Below are 24991 nucleotides of genomic sequence, written 5' to 3' on the forward strand. Positions count from 1 at the left end.
CCTGATTTATTGTTGTTCTGCGGTATTGATTGCGACTGACTTCCCCTACCTGCGTTCGCTATCTTTAGGCATCCAGCGCACGACAGTCTTGCGCATCCCAGCCGACTCGCAATGATTGCCCGGGTTTCAACACCGGATAACCATCAGCATTGGGTGTTTTAATAATGAATTCCTCACTCCCACAGACCGACACACGAGTTCGCAGATGATCTCCAAGATAGATCACTTCCTTCACTTCGGCGGTGAAGACATTGTCCGGTAAAGACTCACCATTGCTCTCGGTCGCCAAAAGCCTGACTCGCTCTGGACGCAGCGATAGTTGAGTTCGCTCCCCGATCGCACTTATGGCAATCGGTAATGCTTTGACCTCTTCGCCACTGTCAAGTGACACCGTGCAATATTCCTCACTGCTCTCGAGGCTTTTCACCACACCATTAAGTCGATTGTTCTCACCAATGAAGTAAGCCACAAACGCATTCTCGGGAGCTTCATACAACGCCTCGGGCGTAGCCAACTGTTGCACGATGCCATCATTGAAGACCGCAATGCGGTCCGACATGGTCAGCGCTTCTGTTTGATCATGCGTCACATACAGCATGGTAACGCCAAGACGCTGATGAATACGCTTGATCTCGAACTGCATCTCTTCGCGCAAATTCTTGTCCAACGCACCAAGCGGCTCATCCATCAGCACCAACTCGGGCTCAAACACCAGTGCACGGGCGAGTGCCACGCGCTGCTGCTGCCCACCAGAGAGCTGGCCCGGACGGCGATCACCAAACTCACCGAGTCTCACCATATCCAATGCATTGGCGACCTTGCTGTCGATTTCCTCCTTGCTCATGCCACGCACTTCTAGCGGAAAGGCCAGATTCTCGGCGACACTCATGTGCGGAAATAGTGCGTAATTCTGAAATACCATCCCGATACCGCGCTTGTGAGGCGGTAGCTTATTGATCGGGACGCCATCGAGGAGTATTTCGCCATGGGTGGGAGTTTCGAAGCCTGCCATCATCATCAGGCAGGTGGTCTTGCCGGAGCCGGACGGCCCTAGCAGAGTGACGAACTCGCCGCGGCGGACTTCAAGATTGAAGCCTTTGACCACTAGCGTCTCGCCATCGTAACTCTTCTGTACATCACTGAATCGAGCAAAACAGGAGCTGGTCTCCTGCGGCACGTCGGGCTCTGCAGTCATGACCATACGCTGTATCCATCATGTTGTTCTTATAGTGGAGTCTAGCGGTAACTCGGGAACCGCTGGGCCTTTGCCCACCGCCCTCTCCGCCACTGCCATCCACTTTGACCCTACGGCGTCAAACCAAAGTCGACAAGGCATTCCCGCGCTGAATAGCGTTTAACTCAGCCCGTGCGTCAATACGATAAATGAACTACGCCCCTTTACAGCCGATATATGGCGTGCCTTTCAGGCAAACATCCGTCTGAATGACGATAAAAAGTGCCAACGCAAAAAGCCCCACCCGCAGAGTCTGCGAGTGGGGCTTTCAGGTTTCAAAATCTTTCAACGATTCACGGCATCAAAACTTGGTAATGACCCATACAGCATGAATGACGCCTGGCAGGAAACCGAAGCACGTCAGGATGATGTTGATCCAGAAGTGCTTGTTGGCGATCCCGACCTGCATCAGTACCCCTAACGGGGGCAAAATGATAGCCAGTATGATGCGGATAATATCCATGATGTGCTCCTTGCGGTCTGGATGTGACGACCGTGAACTCACGGAAGTCATGAACGATAGATTACTTGTCACCAGTCTTGCACCAGCACCTATCTTGCCAGTACGTATTCATCGAGACTGATGCACTCAATATCAATGTGTATGTTTACTGCTGGTGTCTCTACCGACATGGTCATCATCACTGCCACTGTCTTGATGACCTTCACCGTCAGTATCGCTGGCTTCTTTCGACTGAGATGCCTTCACACGAGAATCGTGATCGATTTTCTGTGACAGCTGTTCCGAGTCAGCCGCCAGCTGTTCGTGATACTTCTCCCAGTCTTCCCAGTCGTGCGGCGTGCCGCTACGGGGGCGATGACTGCCGGATTCACGTGCTCTTGCCCAAGCGTGCTCCTCCAGACTCTGAGGCTTGTCCTCTTCCCTGTCGGGAGAGATGCCATGCTTGGCCATGTATTCTTTTGCGTTCATCGCATGCCTCACTTGTCAGAGAACTGCTTAACTGACGTTATCGTGTTCTACCTCTTTAGTTGAGGCTGGTGATCCTGAATATCAAGCCCTGAAGTGAACGTTACGACAGAGAATCCACTCGCAGCCCTGCTATCAATAAAAACTATCGACTCGCTTGATTCAATCAAATTCACCACAGCACAGCTTCTGCCTAGACTGGCGCAAGTTTCAGAGGGCACGTGTGACCTGACGCTCATTGCCGATAGACGATGACTCAACCCGCGGCCCGACACTCGCCTTTCAGTCCCAGGAATCATCTCCATGAATATCGATATCCGTGAAGGTCAATCTGTCCCTCAGGTCACGTTCAAGATACGCCGTGATGGCCGACTGGTTGATCGTACCAGTGACGAGATCTTCAATGGCCGCAACGTGGTGGTCTTCGCGCTACCTGGCGCCTTCACCCCAACCTGCTCCTCCACTCATCTACCGCGCTACAACGAACTGGCCGATCGCTTCTATGCTGCTGGCGTCGATGAGATCGTCTGCCTATCGGTCAATGATGCCTTCGTGATGGAATCCTGGGGTGAGCATCAGGAAGCCGAGAACCTGAGTTTGATTGCTGACGGTAATGGCGATTTCGCCGACGGCATGGGCATGCTGGTCGACAAGCGTGATCTCGGCTTTGGCAAACGCAGCTGGCGTTACTCCATGCTGGTACGCAACGGTGTGATCGAGAAGCAATTCATTGAACCGCAAAAGCCCGGTGACCCCTTTGAAGTCTCCGACGCCGATACCATGCTCGACTATCTTGACCCGGACGCCGGTCGCCCCAGCTTCGCGACACTGTTCAGCAAGCCCGGCTGCCCTTACTGCTCGCGTGCCAAGCAAATGTTGGACGAGGCTCGTATCAGTTATGAAGTCATTGAAGTCGGCACCCGTGGCGTGACCTCCCGCTCTCTACGTGCCATGACAGGCCGCGCAACTGTGCCGCAGGTCTGGATTGATGGCGAACATATCGGCGGCAGCGATGAAGTCGCACGCTACTTCGGAAGCCTCACCAGCGCCTGAAGCCAAGCCTGAGTTTGAGCCAGTACCAGCCCAACGTCACCCCTGCCAGCCCCGTCAAGAGAAGGGCTCGTGCTAGCCACGGGCCCTCAGGAGAGTACGAGATGAATGAACGCCAAGTAGAAGTTGCCATCATTGGTGCAGGTAGTGCGGGACTCGGTGCCTATCGCGCCGCCAAGGCGCACACCGATTCGGTGGTCATGATAGAGGGCGGCCCCTACGGTACGACCTGTGCCCGTGTGGGCTGCATGCCCTCCAAGCTTCTGATCAGTGCGGCAGAAGCAGCGCACCACGCCCGTGATGCCGGCCCTTTCGGCATCGAGATCCAAGGCGAGGTCAAGGTCAACGGCCGCGCCGTGATGGAGCGTATCAAGCGTGAGCGTGACCGCTTCGTCGGTTTCGTGATCGAGTCCATCGAGGGTATCCCGTCACATGATCGTCTACGTGGCAACGCGCGTTTCGAAACTGCCAATAGCCTGATCATCGGCGACAACGAGACCCGCGTGACCTTCGAGCGCGTCATCATCGCGACCGGTTCACGCCCCAGCTATCCGGGCTTCTTCGATAACGCCGGTGATCGCCTGATCATCAATGACAACGTGTTCGAGTGGAATGATCTACCTGAGTCCGTCGCAGTCTTCGGCCCCGGCGTCATCGGGCTCGAATTGGGTCAAGCGCTCAGTCGTCTGGGGGTGCGTATCCGCATGTTCGGGGTCGGCGGTGCCATCGGGCCGCTACGCGACGAGACAATCCGTGCCAATGCTGATCGCGTCTTCAATGAAGAGTTCTACCTGGACCCGGACGCCAAGGTCGAGAAGATCGAACGCGTCGAAGACGACAACGGCGCGGGTGTCGAGATCACCTTCATCGAGCGCGGCAGTGAAGCACGTCTGACGGAGCGTTTTGATTATCTGCTGGCAGCCACTGGCCGTCGCCCGAATGTGGATAGCCTCAATATTGACGCACTGAACCTCAAGCTGGATGAGCGTGGCGTACCGGTCTTCAACCGTCACACGCTGCAGACCCGCTTGGCAGACGATCAGCCAAGCAACGTCTTCATCGCAGGTGACGCCAACAACGATCTGCCGCTGCTGCATGAAGCCTCGGACGAAGGCCGTATCGCGGGTGACAATGCAGGTCGCTTCCCCGAAGTCCGCGCCGGACATCGCAAGAGCACCATTGCAGTCGTGTTCAGTGATCCGCAGATGGCCACCATCGGGCTGTCCACTGCCGAGATCGAACAGCGTTACGGTGCCTGTGATTGCTACGCAACGGGCGAAGTGGATTTCACGGGTCAGGGCCGTTCGCGTGTGATGCGCATGAACAAGGGCATGCTGCGCGTCTACGGTGAGCAGGGGACTGGCCTGCTACTGGGTGCCGAAATCTTCGGCCCGCGCGCTGAGCATCTCGCGCATCTGCTAGCCTGGGCACATCAACAGCGCATGACCATTGAGCAGATGCTGGAGATGCCCTTCTACCACCCGGTGATCGAAGAAGGTCTACGCACCGCACTACGCGACCTCAACGCCAACCTGCAGCTGGGCCCAGCGATCGTCGAACGCTGCATGGAATGTGGCCCCGGCGACTGAGGTTTTCGTTAGTCCACGCTCATAGGCAACCCACGAGCGGATGCCCTATGCTCTGATTAGATGTTGCATGTCGCTGGTGATCACCCAAGTGAACACCAGCCTTCATCGAACAACTCCCAGTCGGAAGTAGGAGACCTGCCATGAAAGCAGCGCACCTCGCGGTCCCCTCGACCATTCGCGACATCATGTCCCGCGACTGTTATCGAGTAAAAGCACGCACCAGCATTCTCGAGCTCGCTCAAGGCCTGACGCACCATCGTTTGCCTGGAGTGCCTGTCGTCGATGACCTGGACCGCCTGATCGGTTTTATCTCTGAGCAGGACATTCTCGGCAAGCTGCTCGACAGTGCTTATCATTGCGGCCAACACGCCCATGTCGGTGATCTGATGCGCAACGAGGTGCTCAGCGTGGGCCCCGGTGACAGTATCACTGACCTGGCGCAGCGCATGAATGGCCAGCGCCCCAAGGTCTACCCCGTTGTTGAGCAAGGCCGTCTGCTGGGTATGGTCACACGCCGCGACGTGCTGAGTGCACTGCTGATCATGCAATCAGGCTGCTGAGTCCCCGCATCATAAGCCCCGTCATCCAGCTCTCTATCACGCATGAAAACGCCCCACTGGCAGTGTGCCGGCGGGGCGTTTTCATATGCTCGTCGCCATAAGCGAACGGCTTGATAACATCATGAAATATTCAATAATTGTTATCTAACAGCTAATCAATACAGGTACTGAAGAAGGCTATTTCGTGCCCGAAAGGCGCAGCTATCACAACCTGAAAGCGATCTGTCTCGGACGAAAATAACCGCCAAGCGCATGAGTCTTATACTGAGCGTCTGAATTTGAACCAAAAAAAACCGCCAGGAAAGATCATGGCGGAGATAAGGAACAGTTAAAGCCAGACATAACATCGCGATAACATCATGTCCTTGCTTACTACGACCGCGCCTTTTCAATTTCTATCCCATCTCATCCAAAAGAATTCAGCCTTTTTTGTCACAGTACTTTACTAAGTGTGAAGACTGGGCTACTTGCGTTGCCCGCTGAAGACACCACCGAGGGCAGACAGCGCCATACCTGACGAGCTAACGTGACAACTCTCTCGCGTGCAGCACATTGCTTATCACTGCCCTTCTCTTACGACTCACCCCAAGGATGGATGCCCGTGACGCCTCGTACCTCCGCTGATCTCATCACCCGCTTTCCTGAACTTGCCGCCCTTGTCGCGTATCAGGAAACCAGCTGGATCAACCCCGAGCGATTACCCTATCGCGAGGCACTGGCTTCATCAGCATTGCAGGACAGCGGTTTGAGTCTGCACTCAGTAGAGGATGCCACGGCGCGACTCGCACGCTTCGCGCCGTGGATAGCAGAAGCCTTTGCGGACACGCACGACAGCGCAGGGGTGATCGAATCGCCTCTTGTCGAGGCAGCAGCGCTGAAACAGGCCTTGTCGGTAATGATGCCAACCGCCAACGCGCCCCTCGGACGACTGATGATCAAGTGCGATCACGCACTGCCGGTGTCTGGCTCCATCAAGGCACGAGGGGGCATTCACGAAGTTCTCAAGCAGGCAGAAAGGCTCGCGCTGGACAGCGGCTTGCTCATGCATGGCGACAACTATCGCGCTTTCGAACAACCGGCCCTGCGTGAGCATCTTTCACGACAGCACATCCTGGTCGGCTCTACCGGCAACCTGGGGCTCAGCATCGGCATCATGAGTGCACGCCTTGGCTTTCGCGTCACGGTGCACATGTCAGCCGATGCGCGTCAGTGGAAGAAAGATCTATTGCGCGAGCGTGGCGCCCAGGTGGTGGAGCATACGGGAGACTACAGCGAAGCAGTGGAGGCCGGACGCCGTGAAGCACAGCTGCACGCCAACGCACACTTCATCGATGATGAAAGCTCACAGGATCTGTTCAATGGCTACGCGACAGCCGCCAGTGAACTTGCACGACAACTGGCAGAACAGAGCATCCAGGTCGATGCCCAGCATCCCTTGTGCGTCTATCTGCCCTGCGGTGTCGGCGGTGGCCCGGGCGGCGTGGCCTTTGGACTGAAGCAGGTATTTGGTGATGCCGTCCATTGCTTCTTCGCCGAACCCGTTCACTCGCCCTGCATGCTGCTGGGGATGCTGACCGGCGAACATGACGCCATCGCCGTACAGGATATCGGCATCGACAATCACACCTGTGCCGATGGCTTGGCGGTGGGTCGTGCTTCCGCCTTTGTCGGACGCGTCATGGCTCCACTGCTGAGCGGCATCTACACTCTGCACGACGATACGCTGCTTGAGCTACTGGCGTTGGCTCATGACAGTGAGGGGCTCAGGCTTGAACCCTCGGCACTGGCCGGCGTACCCGGAGTGCTGCGCGTACTGGAAGACTCTCCTCATTGGCAGACATGGCGCCAGGCCACAGGACTGGGCACCCCTGCCGTTCAGGCCAATACCACACATGTCGTCTGGTCAACCGGTGGCAGCATGGTGCCACGCGATGTCTGGGAAGAAGAATACCAGCGCGGCAAGGCCTTGTTAGCCCGGCGCCGCTGAGCGTAGCCCCCCCTTGCGTAGTGAGGGGGCTACTCCACGAAGGCCTGCCAGAGCCAGGCCCCGACCGCGACAAGCCCCACCAACCCCAACGGTCGCGAATAACGCCTCCACAGTGCCATGGCCCTGTCCTCCACCAGCGCGACCAGTGCTGCCAGTCCGAAGTAACGTAGACCACGCCCGATCAGTGCCGCGAGCATGAAGAGTCCGACTGGATAGTCGCTGGCGCCCGCCACCAACATGGCGCTCTGGAAGGGAATCGGTACGATGCCGATCAGCATGATGGCGACGAAGCCCTGCTCACTGAAGCGCTGCTGGAAGGCCTCGAAGGCCTGCTGGCCACCAAAGAGTCCAATCAGGCTGTCACCCCAGAGTGCCAGTGCATGCGCACCGAGATAGAAACCCACCAACGCTGCCGACAAGTTGCCCGCCAGCGCCACGGCGGCAATCCGCCAGCGCCGCTCAGGGTGACGCAGCATCCACGGAATCAGGATCACTTCGATGGGAATCGGGATCAGCAAGGTTTCGAGCACCGAGGCCACAAACAGCCACAGCATGGCGTGACGGGAGTGATTGAGACGGTCGAGCCAATCGCTGGCAGAAGAGAGTTTCAACATGGTGGCAACACGATTTCCGGACAAGGATTCGCCTACTTTGCCTTGAGTCGGCCCGTGCGGCTACTCCCATACTCTTCTGAGCGTGGCCATATCTCGCTACCGATCATCGTCTACTCGAAGCCTTCCAGACGCATCGCGGCGCGCACCAATCGCTCATCTTCGGCCTCCAGCTCGCGCAGGCTATCGCGGATGCTGTGCAGGTGATGCAACGCCGCCTGCTCCGCAGCCTCGGGTAGCTGGTCCATGACCGCACGATAGATCGCCGTGTGCTGGGCATTGATCTGCCCACGCGGGATAGGTCGGTGATAGAGATTGCGCAGTGAGGCAAACACCGAGCTCAGCAACAGATCATTGATGCCCTGCAGCGTATGCACCAACACCGGATTGTGCGACGCCTCACAAATGGCATGGTGGAAGGCGTGGTCCAGGCGTGCCAGTTGCTGAGCATCAGGCAGCGTGTCTCCAGTCGCTTCACGTATGCAGGCTGCCATCGCTTCATAGTGGCGGCGAATCAATACGCGGTCAGCCGGCGTCCCCCGTTGTGCTGCAAGTCGCGCCGACTCGCCCTCCAGCAACGCCCTTACCTCCAGTAGATCGTAGAGTGTGCGCGGATGATCACGAAACAGATGCATCAGTGGACTGATATCAGCACTCGGCAGCAGCTGCGCGACGCTTGAGCCCTTTCCGTGACGCGTTTCGATGATGCCCTTGCCACGCAACAGTCTCAGTCCTTCGCGCAGAGAGGGGCGCGAGATCCCCAATCGCTCACACAGGCGACGCTCAGAGGGAATCATCTGACCCGGCTTCAGTACGCCATCGAGTATCAATTGCTCAAGACGTGCCGCGGCTTGCTCAGGCGCCCGCAGATCAGATGGCAGAGCACTGTTCATTACCTGCATTGCTGACCTCTTTGTGTCGTTGTTCGTTGTCATCAATCGCGGCGATTCACTGGTCAGACCACTCTTCACACCCTACAGACATCCCTATCAAACAGACGAGCACTAGCGACAGTCACTAGACGAATGTCTGGTCAGACCACTTGACTCATACATGGACAATGCGAGGTCTGCACGCCAGATTGAAGACTGACCGTTTCGGGAGTCGCCTCATGAATATCCTGTACGACCCAGCGCTGGATGGACCGCTGACGCAACACGACAAGGCCAAGGTACTGGCACATCTCACGGCGATGCTGCCGAGCCTGACGCTACTGCACCGTGAAGAAGACCTGCACCCTTTCGAGTGTGATGGTCTGGCAGCCTATCGCGTCATGCCGATGCTGGTCGCGCTGCCTGAGTGCGTCGAGCAGGTCGCCGCCCTGCTGCGCGAGTGCCATGCCCTTGGCGTACCTGTGGTCACGCGGGGTGCTGGCACCGGCCTTTCCGGCGGCGCATTGCCCTTGGAGCAGGGGGTGTTGCTGGTGATGTCACGCATGGCGAGAATTCTCGAGATTGACCCTGATGCACGCATAGCACGTCTGGAACCCGGCGTGCGCAATCTCGCGATTTCAGAAGCGGCCGCCCCCTATGGCCTCTACTACGCCCCGGACCCCTCCTCTCAGATCGCCTGTTCCATCGGCGGCAACGTCGCTGAAAATGCCGGTGGCGTGCACTGCCTCAAGTACGGTTTGACCGTGCATAACCTGCTCAAACTCGAAGTGCTGACCATCGAAGGCGAGCCGATGACACTTGGCGCCGACAGCCTCGATGCCGCGGGACTGGACATGCTTGCGCTGTTCACGGGCTCCGAGGGCATGCTGGGTGTGGTAACGGAAGTGACGGTTCGTCTACTGCCAAAACCGGAGACAGCCAAGGTACTGATGGCGAGCTTCGATGACATCGACAAGGCGGGTCGCGCCGTCGGTGACATCATCGCCTGCGGCATCATTCCTGGTGGCCTGGAGATGATGGATAACCTGGCCATTCGCGCCGCTGAAGACTTCATTCATGCTGGCTACCCGATCGAGGCGACTGCCATCCTGCTGTGTGAGCTGGATGGTGCCGAAGGGGATGTCAGTGACGACTGCGCGCGAGTGCGTGAGGTGCTGGAGCACGCCGGCGCCACCGAGATTCGTCTGGCACGTGACGAGCAGGAGCGCGCGCGCTTCTGGGCCGGACGCAAGAATGCCTTCCCTGCCGTCGGTCGCATGTCGCCTGACTATTACTGCATGGATGGCACCATCCCTCGCCGCGAACTCCCGACAGTGTTGACCGGAATTGCCGAGCTTTCACGCCAGTCGGGACTGGCCGTCGCCAATGTCTTTCATGCAGGTGACGGCAACATGCACCCGCTGATCCTGTTTGATGCCAATCGTCCGGGTGAGCTTGAACTGGCCGAGGATATCGGCGGCAAGATTCTCGAACTCTGCGTGGCCGCCGGCGGCAGTATCACCGGTGAGCACGGCGTGGGCCGCGAGAAGATCAATCAGATGTGCGCTCAATTCAACAGTGATGAGATCACCGTCTTTCATGCCGTGAAGGCTGCCTTCGACCCGACTGGCCTGCTCAATCCCGGCAAGAATATCCCGACCCTGGCGCGGTGTGCTGAATTTGGTGCCATGCATGTACACCACAACCAGCTGCCGCACCCCGAGCTGCCGCGCTTCTGAGCATCCGTACGGCTGATCTCAAAGCTTCGCGTTGAACCAAGGCTGCACTGCCACACAAGGACATGACATGTCAGAGCCATCCCCTGTTTCTCAACGTCAGGTACCGGCACATGCCGAGTATGCCCACGGCAACCAGAACGGACATGACGCGAGTGAGGCACTCGGTGAACAGGTGCGCGCAGCACATGCGGCACAGCGCCCGCTGCGCATCACCGGCAGTGGCAGCAAGGCCTTTCTCGGCCGGAAAGTCAAGGCCGATGAAGTGCTCGACATGCGCGCGCATCACGGCATCACTCACTATGACCCCGTGGAGCTGATGGTCTCGGTGCGGGCTGGCACCCCTCTCGCTGAGCTTGAGGCCGTGCTGGCCGAGCAGCATCAGCACCTGAGCTGCGAGCCGCCCCACTTCGGAGCGAATGCCACTGTCGGGGGCACGCTTGCTTGCGGGCTATCGGGCCCACGCCGCCCGTGGAGTGGCAGTCTGCGTGATCTGGTGTTGGGTACGCGCATCATCAGTGCCGAGGGCAAGGCATTGCGCTTTGGCGGTGAAGTGATGAAGAACGTGGCCGGCTACGACCTGTCGCGCTTGATGACGGGAGCTCAGGGCACCTTGGGAGTGATCAGCGAAGTCTCGCTCAAGGTAATGCCACGTCCGGCGGCGAGCCAGTCACTCTGCCTTGAACTGCCACTGAGTGAAGCGCTCACCCGGCTGACAGCTTGGGGGCGCACGCCACTGCCGATCACTGCTGCCAGCTGGCAGGCCGGTACATTATCCCTGCGGCTGGAAGGCGGGATGCGCTCCGTAGAAGCCGGCGTGACGATGCTAGGAGGCGAATCGTTGGGCGAATCTTCTGACACAGGCAATCATTGGACTGCTCTACGCGAGCACCAACTTCCCTTTTTCACGACTCGTGCCAGCCATGAGGCGCTATGGCGCCTATCGCTGCCGTTGGTATTCAATCATGGCGACTGGCAGGCCGCGGTGAGCGAAACGCTTGGCCACATTGATGAGGCAGACCTGCTGTGTGACTGGGCCGGTGCGCAGCGCTGGCTTTACAGCGATGCGCCTGCCGAGCGCGTCCGTCAGCTAGCGCATCGCCTGGGCGGTCACGCTGTCTGCTACACGCCAGGCGTGGTCAGTGAGCAAGACAGCCCACTGATGCCTCTGGACACGATCAATGCCCGCTATCACGCACAGCTCAAGCAGCAGCTCGATCCACTCGGCATCCTGAATTCCGGCCGACTATATGCAGGGCTATAAGGCACAAGCATTGATACCGCAATGATAAATAGAGAACTCTGCCCTATTTCAAGGAAGGCCTGACCATGCAGACACACTTCAGCGAAGCCGCACTCGCCAAGCCGCACATCCAGAAGGCCGACAAGGTGCTGCGTAGCTGTGTTCACTGTGGCTTCTGCAATGCCACCTGCCCGACTTATCAGTTGCTGGGCGACGAGCGCGACGGTCCGCGTGGACGTATCTATCTGATCAAACAGCTGCTGGAGAGCGATCCCGACAGCGCAGAGGAAAGCGAACGTCAACGCGCATCACAGGTGACGCGCGAGACACAGTTGCACCTGGATCGCTGTCTGAGCTGCCGCAGCTGCGAGACGACCTGCCCTTCCGGCGTCGAGTATCACAAGCTGTTGGATATCGGCCGCCATGAACTCGAACGTCGCGTCAGCCGACCGTGGCATGAACGACTGCTGCGCACTGGTTTGCGCCATGCGCTAGTTGAGCCCACGCGCTTCAAGGCGCTGTTGGCGCTGGGCGTGCGCTTTCGACCACTCGCGCCAGCCTCATTGGCCGATAAAATCCCTGTCACGGATCAACATTCGTCGCCTGTACGACCATCGCCACAGCGTCATTCCAGACAGGTCCTGATACTAGAGGGCTGTGTCCAACCCAGCCTTTCGCCAAACACCAATGCCGCCACGGCACGCGTGCTGGACCGCTTCGGCATCGGTGTCGCCTCCGTAAAAGAAGCCGGTTGCTGCGGGGCCATCGACTACCATCTCAACGCTCAGCAGGCGGGTCGGGCACGCATGCGCACCAATATCGATGCCTGGTGGCCAGCGATTGAAGCTGGTGCCGAGAGCATCGTGCAGACTGCCAGCGGCTGCGGTGCCTTCGTCAAGGAGTACGGTGAGATGCTCGCCGATGATCCTGACTATGCCGAGCGAGCAGCACGGGTTAGTGCACTGGCCAAGGACATTGTCGAGGTCTTGGATGCTGCAGTGAGCACTGCCGCAGCAGATGAGGCATCCGCCGATCACTCACACAATATGCTACTGCTGAATGCAGCGACGAGCGGCAAGAAGACACTGGCCTTCCACTGTCCCTGCACGCTGCAACACGCTCAGCAGCTTGGCGGCAAGACAGAAGCGCTGTTGAGCAGGCTCGGCTTCAACATTGCTCCCGTGGCGGAGGGTCATCTGTGCTGCGGGTCTGCCGGCACCTACTCCGTCACCCAGCCGCAGTTGTCACGCCAGCTTCGAGACCGCAAGCTGGATGCACTGGAAGCCAGTGGTGCCACGACATTCGTGACCGCCAACATCGGTTGCCAGACGCATCTCAATGGTGCCGGACGAATGCCGGTACGCCACTGGATCGAACTGGTGGATGAAGCACTGTCCACCACACCCTGAGTCATATTTGACACTCCTTATCCATCAAGACCATCCATCAAGACGAAAGGAAGCTCCATGATCACTCGCCACGTACTGACCCTCGACGACGTCAACCTCATGCTGGAGGGCGCACAGAAAGAAGCCGATACCAACGGCTGGGCAGTCTCCATCGCCGTCGCTGATGATGGCGGCCATCCGATGGGCTTGCGTCGTCTCGATAATACTCCGGCGATGACCGGCCACTTCGCGCTGCAGAAAGCCAAGAGCGCTGCGTTGGGTCGCCGCGAGACTCAGCTATTTGAAGACTCCATCAATGGAGGGCGCACAGCATTCCTGTCAGCACCGGAACTCGAAGGCATGCTGGGCGGCGGTGTACCCGTCATGGTGGAAGGCCAGATCGCCGGCAGCATCGGTGTCTCAGGCGTGAAGCCGGAGCAAGATGCACAGATCGCCAAGGCTGGTGTGGCAGCACTCGGACTCTAACTCTCAGGCCTGGCCTGCCATTCGTCAGGCTGGCAGTAAAAAGGATCAGCATGCTGAAGGAATGGCACGCTGGTCCTTTTTGTGTGCTCATGCCTATCTCGGCATGCCCGCGATCACCGCATCCATGAAAGCCCTGAGCTTGTCAGACTGCTGAATGCGCTGAGGGTAGAGCATGTAAATACTGTGCGGTACACCTTCTTCGGCTTCCAGCACCCGAACCAGACGCCCATCGGCCAGTTCACGATCCACCAGATATTCGGCAACGCGGATGATGCCACCGTCGGCCAGTGCCTGCTGCTTCAGCAAGCGATGATCATTGACGGCCAAGCCACCGCTGACGACTACCTCACCGTTGGCCATCGTCCAATGGGCGTGCCCCGTCCAGCGCAGACAGCGATGCGCGGTGAGATCCGACGACTGATGAGGCGTGCCATGAACCGCCAGATAGCCGGTCGAGGCACAACAACAGTGAGCATAGTCGAGTAGATGCCGCGCAATCATGTTGTCCGGCGGCTGACGCGTGGCGCGAAACGCCACATCAAAGGGTTCCCGGGTCAGATCATGACTTTCATAACTGACGTCGAGGCGAATCTCCAGTGCCGGATGACGCACCTGAAAATCACGACAGATGGCCATCAGATAACGTTCGGCAAACAACACCGGCGCGGTAATCCGCAGCACACCACTGAAGCTGTGGCGCTCATGTTCGAGGTCGCGCTCCAATGCCAGTAGCTCGCTTTGCACACCGCGCATGCGCAAACGAATGCGCTCACCCTCCTCGGTCAAACGCACGGCCCGGGTAGTACGAATCAATAGAGGTGCGCCCATCTCTCGCTCCAGCCGGCGCACTTGCTCGGAGAGATAACCTCGTGAAATACCCAGCACCTCTGCTGCACGGGTGAAATTCAGGGATTCTGCTACCTGGGCGAACAACATCAGGCGCTCCATCTTCTTGTGCTGCTGCATGCAGGCTCCTGTCGTATGCTGATGTGCAGCCCCTTGCGAGCCAGTGGGCTGGCCTCACTCTAGCCTCTTTATCCTCTTTCTATACTAATGAGCTCGTGATGATTGTCTGTTATAGCAAACAATCTATTCGCTGAGCGCGGCTTATCAGTGCCTGTCTGGCAACCTAAACTGACATGGATAACCGGTGCGTAGTGCATCGGCCCTGCTCATCGATAGCACCACTTGGCTTGACCAAGTCAGGTGACGTGTCAGAAGGGATTCCCTCATGAGTTATACCCCCGCCAATGATCGTTACGAGCGCATGCAGTATCAGCGCTGTGGCAAGAGCGGTCTCAAGCTTCCGCGCCTGTCACTGGGGCTGTGGCACAACTTTGGTCACAACAGTCACGAAGACAATGCCCGTGCCATCTGCCGCACTGCCTTCGATCACGGTATCACCCACTTTGACCTGGCCAATAATTATGGCCCGCCGCCGGGCAGCGCCGAAGAGATGTTCGGTCGCATGCTCAAGCGCGACTTCGCTGGTTACCGCGATGAGCTAGTGATTTCCAGCAAGGCAGGGTATCGCATGTGGCCTGGCCCTTATGGCGAGTGGGGTAGCCGCAAGTATCTGTTGTCGAGCCTCGATCAGAGCCTCAAGCGTATGGATCTCGACTATGTCGATATCTTCTACTCCCACCGTTTCGACCCGGACACTCCGCTGGAAGAAACGATGGGCGCGCTGGATAGCGCGGTGCGTTCCGGCAAGGCACTGTATGCCGGCATCTCCTCCTATAACGCCCAACGCACCCGCGAGGCCGCAGCCATCCTGCGCGAGCTGGGTACGCCGTGCATCATCCATCAGCCCAGTTACTCGATGATCAATCGCTGGATCGAGGACGATGGCCTGCTGGACACTCTTGATGATGAAGGTATGGGGTCCATCGTGTTCTCGCCATTGGCGCAGGGCGTGCTGACCGGCAAGTATCTCGGTGGCATCCCCGAAGATAGCCGCCTGGCACGGGGCGGAGCGCTCAAGGATAGTCACCTGAGTGAGGATAACCTTGCGCGAGTCCGTGCCTTGAACGAGATTGCCGAACGGCGTGACCAGTCGCTCGCGCAGATGGCACTCGCCTGGGCACTGCGCGGCAATCGCGTCACCACAGCATTGATCGGCGCAAGCCGCCCAGAACAGGTCACCGATTGCGTGAAGGCACTTGATCACCTTGAATTCAGCCAAGCGGAACTCGATGAGATTGATCGCTACGCCGTTGATGGCGATGTCAATCTATGGGCGCGCTCCTCAGATGCTTGAGACGTGTGACTTTAGGGCTGAAGCCCAGATCGAGTAAAAATAGTACTCTGACACACAAACGCCCGCCTCTGAGTGATCAGAAGGCGGGCGTTTTACGAGAGTCACATCAATCTACCGTGGCACCTACTGCAATACCATGCACCTCTTCCAGCAACGTGCGGTAGCGGGTGTAACCGCTGCGATAGTCAGCGACGCCAGCGGCTTCAGGCAAGGTCCGCGTGGAGAGGTCCAGTATCACCCATCGCTCACATAAACCATTCAGCGTCACCTCATTACCCTGCTGCAGCCCCAAGCACCAGGCAGCCTGAATCGCCGCACCCAGCGCAGCCGCTTCTGAGACCTGCGGGCAAACCACCTCGACATTGAGAATATCGGCCAGCATCTGTCGCCATAGCGGACTCTTGGCACCACCACCCACCACGCGAATCTGGCGCGCATTGGCCCCCAATGGCCCGAGGCATTCAAGCGCGTAACGTAGCCCGTAACTGGCACCTTCCATGGTCGCCCGGCACAAATTCGCGGGTGTGGTGTTACGACTGTCGAGGCCGTGGAAGCTAGCCTCAGCACGCGGCAACATCGGCACACGCTCGCCATTGAAGAACGGCAATACCTGCACGCCCTGCGCACCGCGCGGTGAGCTTGCCACCTGGGCAGAGAAAGCCGTGATATCAAGGTCAAACATCTCACGCACTCGCGTAGTGGCCGAGGTGACATTCATGGTGCACACCAGCGGTAGCCAGCCACCATCGCTTGAACTGAAGCTCGCTACCTGCGAATCACATCCATCAGGATAGTCAGTGGACCAGGCACAGACTGTGCCCGAGGTGCCCATGCTCAGTGTCACACGCCCCGGCGCAATATTGCCGGTACCGATGGCACTCATCATGTTGTCGCCACCACCGCTGGAGACAATCACATCCTCGCGTAGGCCAAACCGCGCAGCGATCTCTGAGCGTATCCGCCCTGCCGGCGCATGCGACTCGATTATCCTCGGCAGCACGCGGCGCGCATCCAGTTCCGGTGCAATGAGATGGAAGATTTCCTGATGCCATTGCTGGCGACGAGTATCGAAATAGCCCGTACCGGAGGCATCACCGCGCTCGGTAACGCGCTCACCGGTCAGCCAGAAATTGAGGTAGTCGTGAGGCAGTAGCAACGTTGCAATCTGCTGGTATAGCTCAGGATGCTGCTCCCGCAGCCAAGCGACCTTGGAAGCCGTATAGCCAGTTTGCAGCACGAGCCCGAGCGCATCGAGGCAGCCACGCTCACCGCCAAGCGCCTCAATAAGTGCAGCGTTATGCTCGCTGGTTTCAGTATCGCACCACAGCTTGGCAGGATAGAGTGGCATGCCGTCTGCACCTAGCGCGACCATGCCATGCTGCTGACCGGAGATACCGATGGCTTGAATGTGTTGCGGGTCAATCTGACCTGCCGCCAAGGCATCATCAAAGGCACCTTCCAGTGCACGAATCCAGTCAGCAGGGTCCTGCTCACGCCGACCGTTCGCGCCTTCGTGCAGCTCATGGCTGCGCTGCCCCTGGGCGACGATTCGGCCAAGGGCTGGATCAAGAATCACGACCTTGGTGCTCTGAGTGCCACAATCCACACCTACCAACATGTGCCCTCTCCCTGTTCGATTTGAAAGCAAGCGCTCAGACAGGCTAGCTGACAGACACCATCAGGCGCTCGAGAGTCACACGTGCGCCCAGCTGATGTAGGTCATTGAGCACCACGCTATAAGCCTCGGCAAAGCGCGGTACAGCCGCCAGATCACCAAACAGATCCTGCTGCTCAAGGAAGGCTAATGGGTGAGACTTTTGCGTCAGCGCGATACGCGTCAGTCGCTCGCTCAAGCGATCAACCACCGTGATAGTCTCACCTTGCTCATCCACACCTTCGGCATAACGCGCCCAGCTAGCAATGATGGCAGCGCACAGGCGCACATCGCCTTCGGTAGCCAGCTGCTGACGGACCACCGGCACCAGCCACTTGGGGATGCGGTCCGAGGACTCGGCACATAGCCGTGCGAGCGTATCGCGAATATTCGGATTGGCGAAGCGTTCTATCAGCGTACGCTTATAGGCAGCAAGGTCTACCCCGGGCAATGGACTCAGCGTCGGTGTGGCTTCACGTTCCATATAGGCGAGCAGAAAGTCGATGAAGAGAGGGTCTTGGCAAACCTCATGTGCATAGCGAAAACCGGTGAGATAGCCAAAGTAGGTCAAGGCCTGATGGCTGGCATTGAGCAGGCGCAGCTTCATCAGTTCATAGGGCACAACATCGTCGACCAACTGAACACCCACCTTTTCAAACGCTGGACGACGCTCGGCATGTACACCGCCTTCGCCCCTACTGCCAGTGCTGTCAAAGTGATCTTCCAACACCCACTGGGTGAACGGCTCACAGGTAACTGGCCAGCGGTCGGCCACCCCGAACGATGACTCCAGTAGCGCAATATCTTCCGGCGTGGTGACGGGCGTTATGCGATCCACCATCGAATTGGGGAAGCTGACGTCACTCGCGATCCAAGGACCCAACTCGCTAGCCTTGGCATTACTGCCAGCACTGCTCTGCGCATCCAATGCTTGGGCATGCGCGACAAACATGCGCCGCGCTACATCGCCATTCCCCTGAATGTTGTCGCACGACATGATGGTGAAAGGCGCGATGCCGCGCTGACGACGGCGAACCAGTGCTTCGATGACCAGTCCGAAAGTGGTTTGCGGCCGTGTCGGATTGGCCAGGTCATGCACGACGGCAGGGGCATCCACGTCATAGTCGCCGGTGATCTGGTGGAAATTGTAGCCGCCTTCCGTCACGGTCAGCGAGACGATACGAATTGCGGGATCACACAGGCGCTCGATAACGGCCTCTGGGTCATCCGGTGCGAACAGATAATCGATCATGCTGCCGATTACCCGTGCGTCGATACGCCCATCCGAGTGCTTGACCATCAGTGTGAACAGATAGTCTTGAGCCGCCAGTGCCTCCTGCATGCGCCGATCACCGGGCATCGCGCCAACACCCACGATACCCCAATCATGTGCCTCACCCTGGTTCATCAACTGATCTAGATACATGGCTTGATGAGCGCGATGAAAGCCACCGACACCAAAGTGCACGATCCCGGCGGTGAGCCTGCGACGATCATACCCCGGCAGCGCAATGCTGTTGTTCAGCCCCTGTGGCTTATCCAGCACTGCTTGAGTCAGGGACACACAAGCAGAAGGTGTAGATGTCGACACCGCCATGATGGCACTCCTTGGGGCAATAAAGGCTATGAACAACAGCAAAGGCTGTAAACAACAGATAAGAGAATCAAACCGACGGAGGCAGTACGTCTTCCCTGGCAATGGGTGTGTCTGCCAGACGCCAACGCCAATCGGCAGACCGCGAGGCAGTCTTGATCAGATGGGCGTTGAGCATGTCCTTATGATGCGTGCGATCATGAGCACCACGCGCATCCTGCCCCATTTCCCGCCAACGGTTCAGTAGACGAGGAATCAGCACTTCATCCTCGATATCGAGAAAGATACTCAGGTCGTATAGCGCCGAAAGCGTGTCCCACAAGGGGTGCTCCAACAGTAGATAGTTACCTTCTACCAGCACGATACGGTGATGGGATTCGACGATACGCCCACCGGCGCGCGCCAGATCCAGCGGTCGGTCGAACACGGGCACAGCGACCGGGCCAGCATTCGCGCGCAGACGTATCAGGTCCTGACGCAGACCTTCAGCATCAAAGGTCTCTGGTGCGCCCTTGACGTCCAACAGCCCGCGCGGAGCGAGCACAGCATTGTCGAAGTGATAGCCGTCCATCGGCACCACCACTGCGATATCGGATTCCAGCGCATTCAATGCTTCGCACAGACGCTCAGAGAGCGTCGACTTGCCTGCCGCCGGCGGACCTGCCAGCGCCACGACCGTGCGTGGACGCTGACTACGGGCATGTTGAGCCAGTATGCGACTGGCCATATCACCAAGTTCCGGCACCATGTGGGCCAGACAAGAATTGGGTAAAGATGTCACGTGGCTACCTCATTCATGGATGCACAACCTTGCAACAGGAGGGAACATGTTCCCCATCCTTAGCTCATCCAGTTGCCACCGTCGACATTGAGTGTCTGAGCAACGACAAAATCGCTGTCCTCACAGGCCAGAAATACGGCAGCACCTGCATGGTCCTGCGGGCGCCCCATGCGCCCGAAAGGCACGGCCTCCCCGACCAAACGCTTTTTTTCACCGAGCGGTCGGTGCTCATGATGCGCAAATAGCGCGTCTACCTCATCCCACATCGGCGTATCCACGACACCGGGCGCAATACCATTGACGTTGATACCGTGCTTGATGAGATCGAGTCCGCAGGACTGAGTCAGGCTAATCACTGCTGCCTTGGAGGCGCAATAGGCACTGACCAGCGCTTCGCCGCGACGTCCGGCCTGCGAGGCCATGTTGATGATGCGCCCTCCCTGACCACGATCTACCATGGTTCTGGCCACTGCCTGGAGGGTAAAAAATAGCCCCTCGACATTGACCGCCAGCATGGTGTGCAACATGCCTTCACTGACTTCCAGTACCGGCGCCATGTCAAAGACCGCAGCGTTATTGACCAGAATATCGATCGGCCCCAGCTGCGCCTGAACACACTCGATCATGCTCTGGCGCGAGACACTGGACGTGACATCCAACTCCACTGCCAGTACGCGGGCCTGCGACCCCTCCTGTTGACGCAATGCCACTGCCGAGCGATTCGCACTCTCGATATCGATATCTGCCAACGCCACGCTGGCACCTTCCTGAACATAGCGCGTGGCAATCGCCAGACCAATCCCCCCGGCACCGCCCGTCACTACGGCCACCTTGCCGACCAGCTTGCGCGAGGGAATATCACGAGGTTGTTGAGCGCTATCGCTGGTGTGTGCTGTCATCTGGCTCATGCGACTACTCCTTTGCTAGCGCGTCATCCGTGAGCAAGCTGCTGATCAAGCTAGAAACCTCGGCCATACTCGCCGTGGACTGCCAGGCTCCGACGCCTCGCTGGGAATGATCGTGCCCCGGTGGGATGTGACCAGCCCCGGTAAAACCAATCACCCGCAGGCCTGCCGCCACGGCAGCCGTGACTCCCGCCAGACTGTCTTCGACCACGACACACTCGCTCACATCACGTCCCAGACGGCGCAAGGCCAGCTGATAGACATCAGGGGCTGGTTTCGGCACGGCGACCTGCTCAGCCGTAAAGAGCGGCACCGAACCCAACCAACGATCCAGCCCCGTTGCCGCCAGCGAGGCTTTCACCCGCCGCGCTGAGCTATTGGAGACGATCGCCATTGCCATGCCCTGCAACGAAAGCTGCTCCAGCAACTCTGCCACGCCATCAATGGCGACAAGTTCATCTGCCAGTCGTGATTCGATGGCCGAGTCGATACGCTCCAGTGCTTGCTCGGGCAGCTGATGGGCACTCATGGCTTCCAGGTGCGCGAGGATGGCATCGGTTGTCATGCCCAGTGCTGCACGCAGTTCGGTTTCGGCATCCAGATCTGGCAGCCATTTGGCAAGCTGCTGAGTCAATACCTGCTCGGCCAGCACTTCACTGTCGACCAGCACACCATCACAATCGAAAATCACCTGCTGGAGCACTGTTCTTGTAGCAGAGGGCTGTCCGCTCACTGAGCGGTGGTCGTCGCCGTTCATACGTCCGTCGCCTGCGCGGCAGACACGCTGGACAAGGAATTGTCCTGACGCGTCAGACCCGTCAGCGGATGGCGATCAAGACTTGGCAACGCCAAGCCATCGCTCGTGAACAGATGCGCGCGTGCCGAATCAAAGGTGTAACGAATATTATCTCCGACGCGGCTCGCCACATCACCGTCAGCGATCAGAATCCAACCACTATCTGCTTGGTCGTCAGCCTTGAGCCCCCCAATCTTGCCGTCACCCGAGCCATCCGGCGATGCCAGGTACAGCGACGTCACTCCGCCCAGACGCTCGATGACCTGAACCTGACCACCCAACGGACCACTGTCATCCAGGATGAGGTGCTCCGGACGCACGCCCATTGTCAGGCGATCACCCACGCTGACTGCCGAGCCGGCCTCGGGCTGGCCAGCGACCCGAACCAGGCTCTCGCTGTCATCCGGCAGACGTACCGTTACGCCTTCGGCCTGCACGTCCGTGACAGTCACATCAAGGAAGTTCATCTTCGGCGAGCCAATGAAGCCTGCCACGAAGCGGTTGCGCGGATGGTGGTAAAGCTCCATCGGCGAACCGATCTGCTCGACCACGCCACCTTGCAGCACGACAATCTTGTCTGCCATGGTCATGGCTTCAATCTGGTCGTGGGTCACGTAGATCATGGTCGCCTTGAGCTCAGCATGTAGACGCGCCAGCTCGATACGCATCTGTACACGCAGTGCGGCATCCAGATTCGAGAGCGGCTCATCGAACAGGAAGATGCTCGGGTTACGCACGATGGCGCGGCCGATGGCGACACGCTGACGCTGACCACCGGAGAGTGCCTTGGGCTTGCGGTCCAGCAGCGGCCCCAGCTGCAGCACGTCCGCCGCCGCATTGACCTTATTGGCACGCTCTTCCTTGGAGACACCGGCAAGCTTCAAGCTGAAGCCCATGTTCTCGCCCACGGTCATGTGCGGATACAGGGCATAGCTCTGGAACACCATAGCCAGGCCGCGCTCGGCAGGGCCTACATCATTGATGCGCTGGCCGTCGATCAGGATGTCACCGGAGGTCGCATTCTCAAGTCCCGCGATCATGCGCATCAGCGTGGATTTACCACAGCCGGACGGACCGACGAAGACCACGAACTCCTGGTCCTTAACCTCCAGATCGACACCCTTGATGACCTGGGTCGTGGAGGCGCTTGCCCCGCTGCCGGAGGTGAATTCCTTGACGATATTCTTGAGCGTGAGTGTGGACATCGTAAGCTTCCTTTCCGCGCCTGCCACAAGAGCAGGCGATGGCAAATTGGGTGGATTGCCGCCGGCGCATCATTGGCGCTCAGGCGTGATCCAGTAACGACGGATCTGTTGCTCAGACAAGGCGGCGGATCACTTCACCGCGCCGAAGGTCAAGCCACGCACCATCTGCTTCTGCGTCATCCAACCGAAGATGAGTATCGGTGCGACGGCGAGCGTGGAGGCCGCTGACAGCTTGGCCCAGAACAGCCCTTCAGGACTGGAGAAGGAGGCGATGTAAGCAGTCAGCGGTGCAGCATTCGATGTGGTCAGGTTCAGACTCCAGAACGCTTCGTTCCAGCTGAGAATGACGCACAGCAGCCCCGTCGATGCGATACCCGGCAGCGTCAGCGGCAGCAGCAGGTAGAAGATTTCCTGCAAAGTGCTGGCGCCGTCCATGCGACCGGCTTCCAGGATGTCCTTCGGGATGTCCTTGAAGAAGGTGTAAAGCATCCAGACCACGATCGGCAGGTTCATCAGCATGTAGATGATGATCAGGCCGGTGCGGCTATCCAGCAGGCCCATGTCACGGAAGATCAGATAGACCGGCAGCAATACGCCAACGGACGGCAGCATCTTGGTCGACAGCATCCACAGCAGCGTGGTCTGGGTGCGCTTGGTCGGCAGGAAAGCCATCGAATAGGCCGACGGAATGGCGATCAGCAGTGCCAGCAGTGTGGCACCCAGCGAGATCACCACACTGTTGAGGGCGTACTTGAAGTAGTCAGCCCGTGCCTGAATCTCGATATAGCCATCGATACTGGGCGTGAAGAACAGGCTCGGCGGTGTGGAAATCGCTTCCGCTTCGGTCTTGAAGCTGGTGAGGAACATCCAGAAGATCGGGAAGAACATCATCAGCGCGATGGTCCACGCCACCAGAGTCAGTACCAGCTTGCGGTTGAGGACGGAGCGGCGAGCCCGGCTGGCATTCACTGCCATGCTGGCAGCTGCCACGGAATTGGTTGAACTAGTCATCATGCAGACTCCCTCTGTGAGCGCGGGTCATCAATTCTCAAGATTCTTGGCGACGGTACGCACCAGGAAGAACGCGACGATGTTGGCCAGAATGATGGCGATCACACCACCGGCAGAGGCACCACCCACATCAAAGTCCAGCAATGCGCGGATGTAGATCAGGTAGGCCAGGTTGGTCGTCGCCAGGCCCGGGCCACCCGAGGTGGTCACGAATATCTCGGCAAAGATGGTCAGCAGGAAGATCATCTCGATCATCACCACCACGCTGATGGCGCGCTTGAGGTGTGGCAGCGTGATGTAGAAGAAGATGGCCAGCGGGCCAGCTCCATCCATGCGCGCGGCCTCGACCTGGTCGTCATCCAGTGACTGGATGGCGGTCAACAGGATCAATACCGCAAACGGCAGCCACTGCCAGGTGACGATGATGATCACGGAGGTCAGCGGCAGAGAGGCAAACCAGTCAATCGCCGGCAGACCAAACAGGCTGGCGATCCAGGCAAAGATGCCGTTGACCGGATGCATCATCATGTTTTTCCAGACCAGTGCACTCACGGTCGGCATGATGAAGAACGGCGCGATGACGAACAGACGTGCGACACCGCGTCCAAAGAATTCCTGCTGCAGTAGTACCGCCAGCAAGGTACCGCCCACGACCGTGGCAACCAGCACCCAACCCACCAGCAACAGCGTGTTACCCATGGCCGTCCACAGAGAAGGATCAGTCAACAGGTAGTAATAATTATCGACACCGGCAAACCCGGAGACCGATGGCATCAACAGGTTGTAACGCTGGAAGGAGAACCACAGGGTCATGACCAGTGGAATCAGCATCCACATCAATAACAGGCCAACGGCTGGGGCTTGCAGCGACAGGGTTCGCAATCCCCCGACGGTGCGTCCGGATGCTCTCGTAGACATGGTGAGTCCTTCAATACGGTAGAAGCGTCTGACGATGATGGGCGAACTTCCGGCCAAGGCTGTCCGTGCCACGCCGCGAGGACGTTGCGAGAAACCTGATAGAGAGGAAGTTGCCTGGCACCGCCTGACGGGGACCCGCCGCTCATGTCCGCGTAACATTCAACTTTCGAGTGCATATCAAGT

Annotated in this window: 23 protein-coding genes; 9 read left to right on the forward strand and 14 right to left on the reverse strand. The window is 58.5% G+C overall.

Going from position 1 to position 24991, the window contains the following annotated elements; genetic code table 11:
- Positions 1-64: 64 nt before the first annotated feature.
- The 3 genes from CFN46_RS00380 to CFN46_RS17530 form a co-directional block, all read right to left on the reverse strand.
- Complete coding sequence (locus CFN46_RS00380; protein ID WP_088742672.1) at positions 65-1195, reverse strand: ABC transporter ATP-binding protein; 1131 nt, start codon at positions 1193-1195, stop codon at positions 65-67.
- A gap of 340 nt (positions 1196-1535) precedes the next feature.
- On the reverse strand, positions 1536-1697 hold the full coding sequence (locus CFN46_RS00385; RefSeq protein WP_035159406.1) for a YqaE/Pmp3 family membrane protein: 162 nt from the start codon (positions 1695-1697) through the stop codon (positions 1536-1538).
- A 132-nt stretch (positions 1698-1829) separates the two neighbouring features.
- Positions 1830-2165, reverse strand: coding sequence for a hypothetical protein (locus CFN46_RS17530; protein WP_176426383.1), 336 nt, complete (start codon positions 2163-2165; stop codon positions 1830-1832).
- A gap of 300 nt (positions 2166-2465) precedes the next feature.
- Between CFN46_RS17530 and CFN46_RS00395 the strand changes: the two genes are divergently transcribed.
- The 4 genes from CFN46_RS00395 to CFN46_RS00410 all read left to right on the forward strand — a co-directional run bounded on the left by CFN46_RS00395 (position 2466) and on the right by CFN46_RS00410 (position 7348).
- The gene (locus tag CFN46_RS00395; protein ID WP_088742414.1) at positions 2466-3215 is read left to right on the forward strand and encodes a glutathione peroxidase; all 750 of its coding nucleotides are present in this window, start codon (positions 2466-2468) and stop codon (positions 3213-3215) included.
- A 101-nt stretch (positions 3216-3316) separates the two neighbouring features.
- Positions 3317-4801 carry a dihydrolipoyl dehydrogenase gene (locus tag CFN46_RS00400; protein ID WP_088742415.1) on the forward strand — a complete coding sequence of 495 codons (1485 nt, stop codon included), beginning with the start codon at positions 3317-3319 and terminating at the stop codon, positions 4799-4801.
- Positions 4802-4941: 140 nt separating this feature from the next.
- Positions 4942-5361, forward strand: a complete 420-nt coding sequence (locus tag CFN46_RS00405; protein WP_088742416.1) for a CBS domain-containing protein — start codon at positions 4942-4944, stop codon at positions 5359-5361.
- A 601-nt stretch (positions 5362-5962) separates the two neighbouring features.
- Entirely contained in the window at positions 5963-7348 is a 1386-nt protein-coding gene (locus CFN46_RS00410) for a D-serine ammonia-lyase (protein WP_246116578.1), read from the forward strand.
- 29 nt (positions 7349-7377) lie between these two features.
- Here CFN46_RS00410 and CFN46_RS00415 read toward each other — a convergent pair whose 3' ends face one another.
- Positions 7378-7962, reverse strand: coding sequence for a YqaA family protein (locus CFN46_RS00415; RefSeq protein WP_088742418.1), 585 nt, complete (start codon positions 7960-7962; stop codon positions 7378-7380).
- Between the two features lie 110 nt (positions 7963-8072).
- Positions 8073-8861, reverse strand: coding sequence for a transcriptional regulator GlcC (glcC, locus tag CFN46_RS00420; protein WP_246116577.1), 789 nt, complete (start codon positions 8859-8861; stop codon positions 8073-8075).
- Between the two features lie 209 nt (positions 8862-9070).
- On the opposite strand from glcC, the gene glcD reads away from it, so the two are divergent.
- From glcD to CFN46_RS00440, 4 genes are all read left to right on the forward strand, one after another.
- On the forward strand, positions 9071-10570 hold the full coding sequence (gene glcD, locus CFN46_RS00425; RefSeq protein WP_088742419.1) for a glycolate oxidase subunit GlcD: 1500 nt from the start codon (positions 9071-9073) through the stop codon (positions 10568-10570).
- Positions 10571-10637: 67 nt separating this feature from the next.
- Positions 10638-11831 carry a glycolate oxidase subunit GlcE gene (glcE, locus tag CFN46_RS00430; RefSeq protein ID WP_088742420.1) on the forward strand — a complete coding sequence of 398 codons (1194 nt, stop codon included), beginning with the start codon at positions 10638-10640 and terminating at the stop codon, positions 11829-11831.
- Positions 11832-11896: 65 nt separating this feature from the next.
- Positions 11897-13219: a glycolate oxidase subunit GlcF gene (glcF, locus tag CFN46_RS00435; RefSeq protein WP_088742421.1), complete on the forward strand. Its 1323-nt coding sequence runs from the start codon at positions 11897-11899 to the stop codon at positions 13217-13219.
- A gap of 57 nt (positions 13220-13276) precedes the next feature.
- Positions 13277-13684 carry a heme-binding protein gene (locus CFN46_RS00440; RefSeq protein WP_024951658.1) on the forward strand — a complete coding sequence of 136 codons (408 nt, stop codon included), beginning with the start codon at positions 13277-13279 and terminating at the stop codon, positions 13682-13684.
- Positions 13685-13777: 93 nt separating this feature from the next.
- Here the strand turns inward: CFN46_RS00440 and CFN46_RS00445 are convergent, their stop codons facing one another.
- Positions 13778-14650, reverse strand: coding sequence for a LysR family transcriptional regulator (locus CFN46_RS00445; RefSeq protein ID WP_024951659.1), 873 nt, complete (start codon positions 14648-14650; stop codon positions 13778-13780).
- Positions 14651-14915: 265 nt separating this feature from the next.
- Here CFN46_RS00445 and mgrA point away from each other — a divergent pair, with 265 nt between their 5' ends.
- Positions 14916-15944, forward strand: coding sequence for an L-glyceraldehyde 3-phosphate reductase (gene mgrA, locus CFN46_RS00450; protein ID WP_024951660.1), 1029 nt, complete (start codon positions 14916-14918; stop codon positions 15942-15944).
- Positions 15945-16050: 106 nt separating this feature from the next.
- Here mgrA and xylB read toward each other — a convergent pair whose 3' ends face one another.
- The 8 genes from xylB to CFN46_RS00490 all read right to left on the reverse strand — a co-directional run bounded on the left by xylB (position 16051) and on the right by CFN46_RS00490 (position 24808).
- On the reverse strand, positions 16051-17562 hold the full coding sequence (xylB, locus tag CFN46_RS00455) for a xylulokinase (protein WP_088742422.1): 1512 nt from the start codon (positions 17560-17562) through the stop codon (positions 16051-16053).
- Between the two features lie 43 nt (positions 17563-17605).
- Complete coding sequence (locus CFN46_RS00460) at positions 17606-19195, reverse strand: mannitol dehydrogenase family protein (RefSeq protein WP_088742423.1); 1590 nt, start codon at positions 19193-19195, stop codon at positions 17606-17608.
- Positions 19196-19262: 67 nt separating this feature from the next.
- Entirely contained in the window at positions 19263-19973 is a 711-nt protein-coding gene (locus tag CFN46_RS00465; RefSeq protein WP_339379012.1) for a nucleoside/nucleotide kinase family protein, read from the reverse strand.
- Positions 19974-20032: 59 nt separating this feature from the next.
- On the reverse strand, positions 20033-20872 hold the full coding sequence (locus CFN46_RS00470; protein ID WP_051510811.1) for an L-iditol 2-dehydrogenase: 840 nt from the start codon (positions 20870-20872) through the stop codon (positions 20033-20035).
- Positions 20873-20885: 13 nt separating this feature from the next.
- Positions 20886-21635, reverse strand: a complete 750-nt coding sequence (locus CFN46_RS00475; protein ID WP_088742424.1) for an HAD family phosphatase — start codon at positions 21633-21635, stop codon at positions 20886-20888.
- Positions 21632-22879 (reverse strand): ABC transporter ATP-binding protein, encoded by a 1248-nt coding sequence (locus CFN46_RS00480; protein WP_088742425.1) that lies wholly within the window; start codon positions 22877-22879, stop codon positions 21632-21634. The genes CFN46_RS00475 and CFN46_RS00480 overlap by 4 nt, the downstream gene beginning before the upstream one ends.
- A 129-nt stretch (positions 22880-23008) precedes the next feature.
- Positions 23009-23854 (reverse strand): carbohydrate ABC transporter permease, encoded by an 846-nt coding sequence (locus CFN46_RS00485; RefSeq protein ID WP_088742674.1) that lies wholly within the window; start codon positions 23852-23854, stop codon positions 23009-23011.
- A 66-nt stretch (positions 23855-23920) separates the two neighbouring features.
- Positions 23921-24808 (reverse strand): carbohydrate ABC transporter permease, encoded by an 888-nt coding sequence (locus CFN46_RS00490; RefSeq protein WP_024951668.1) that lies wholly within the window; start codon positions 24806-24808, stop codon positions 23921-23923.
- Positions 24809-24991 lie beyond the last annotated feature (183 nt).

Origin of the sequence: Cobetia sp. QF-1 (assembly GCF_002213105.1) — a bacterium.
GTDB lineage: Bacteria > Pseudomonadota > Gammaproteobacteria > Pseudomonadales > Halomonadaceae > Cobetia > Cobetia crustatorum.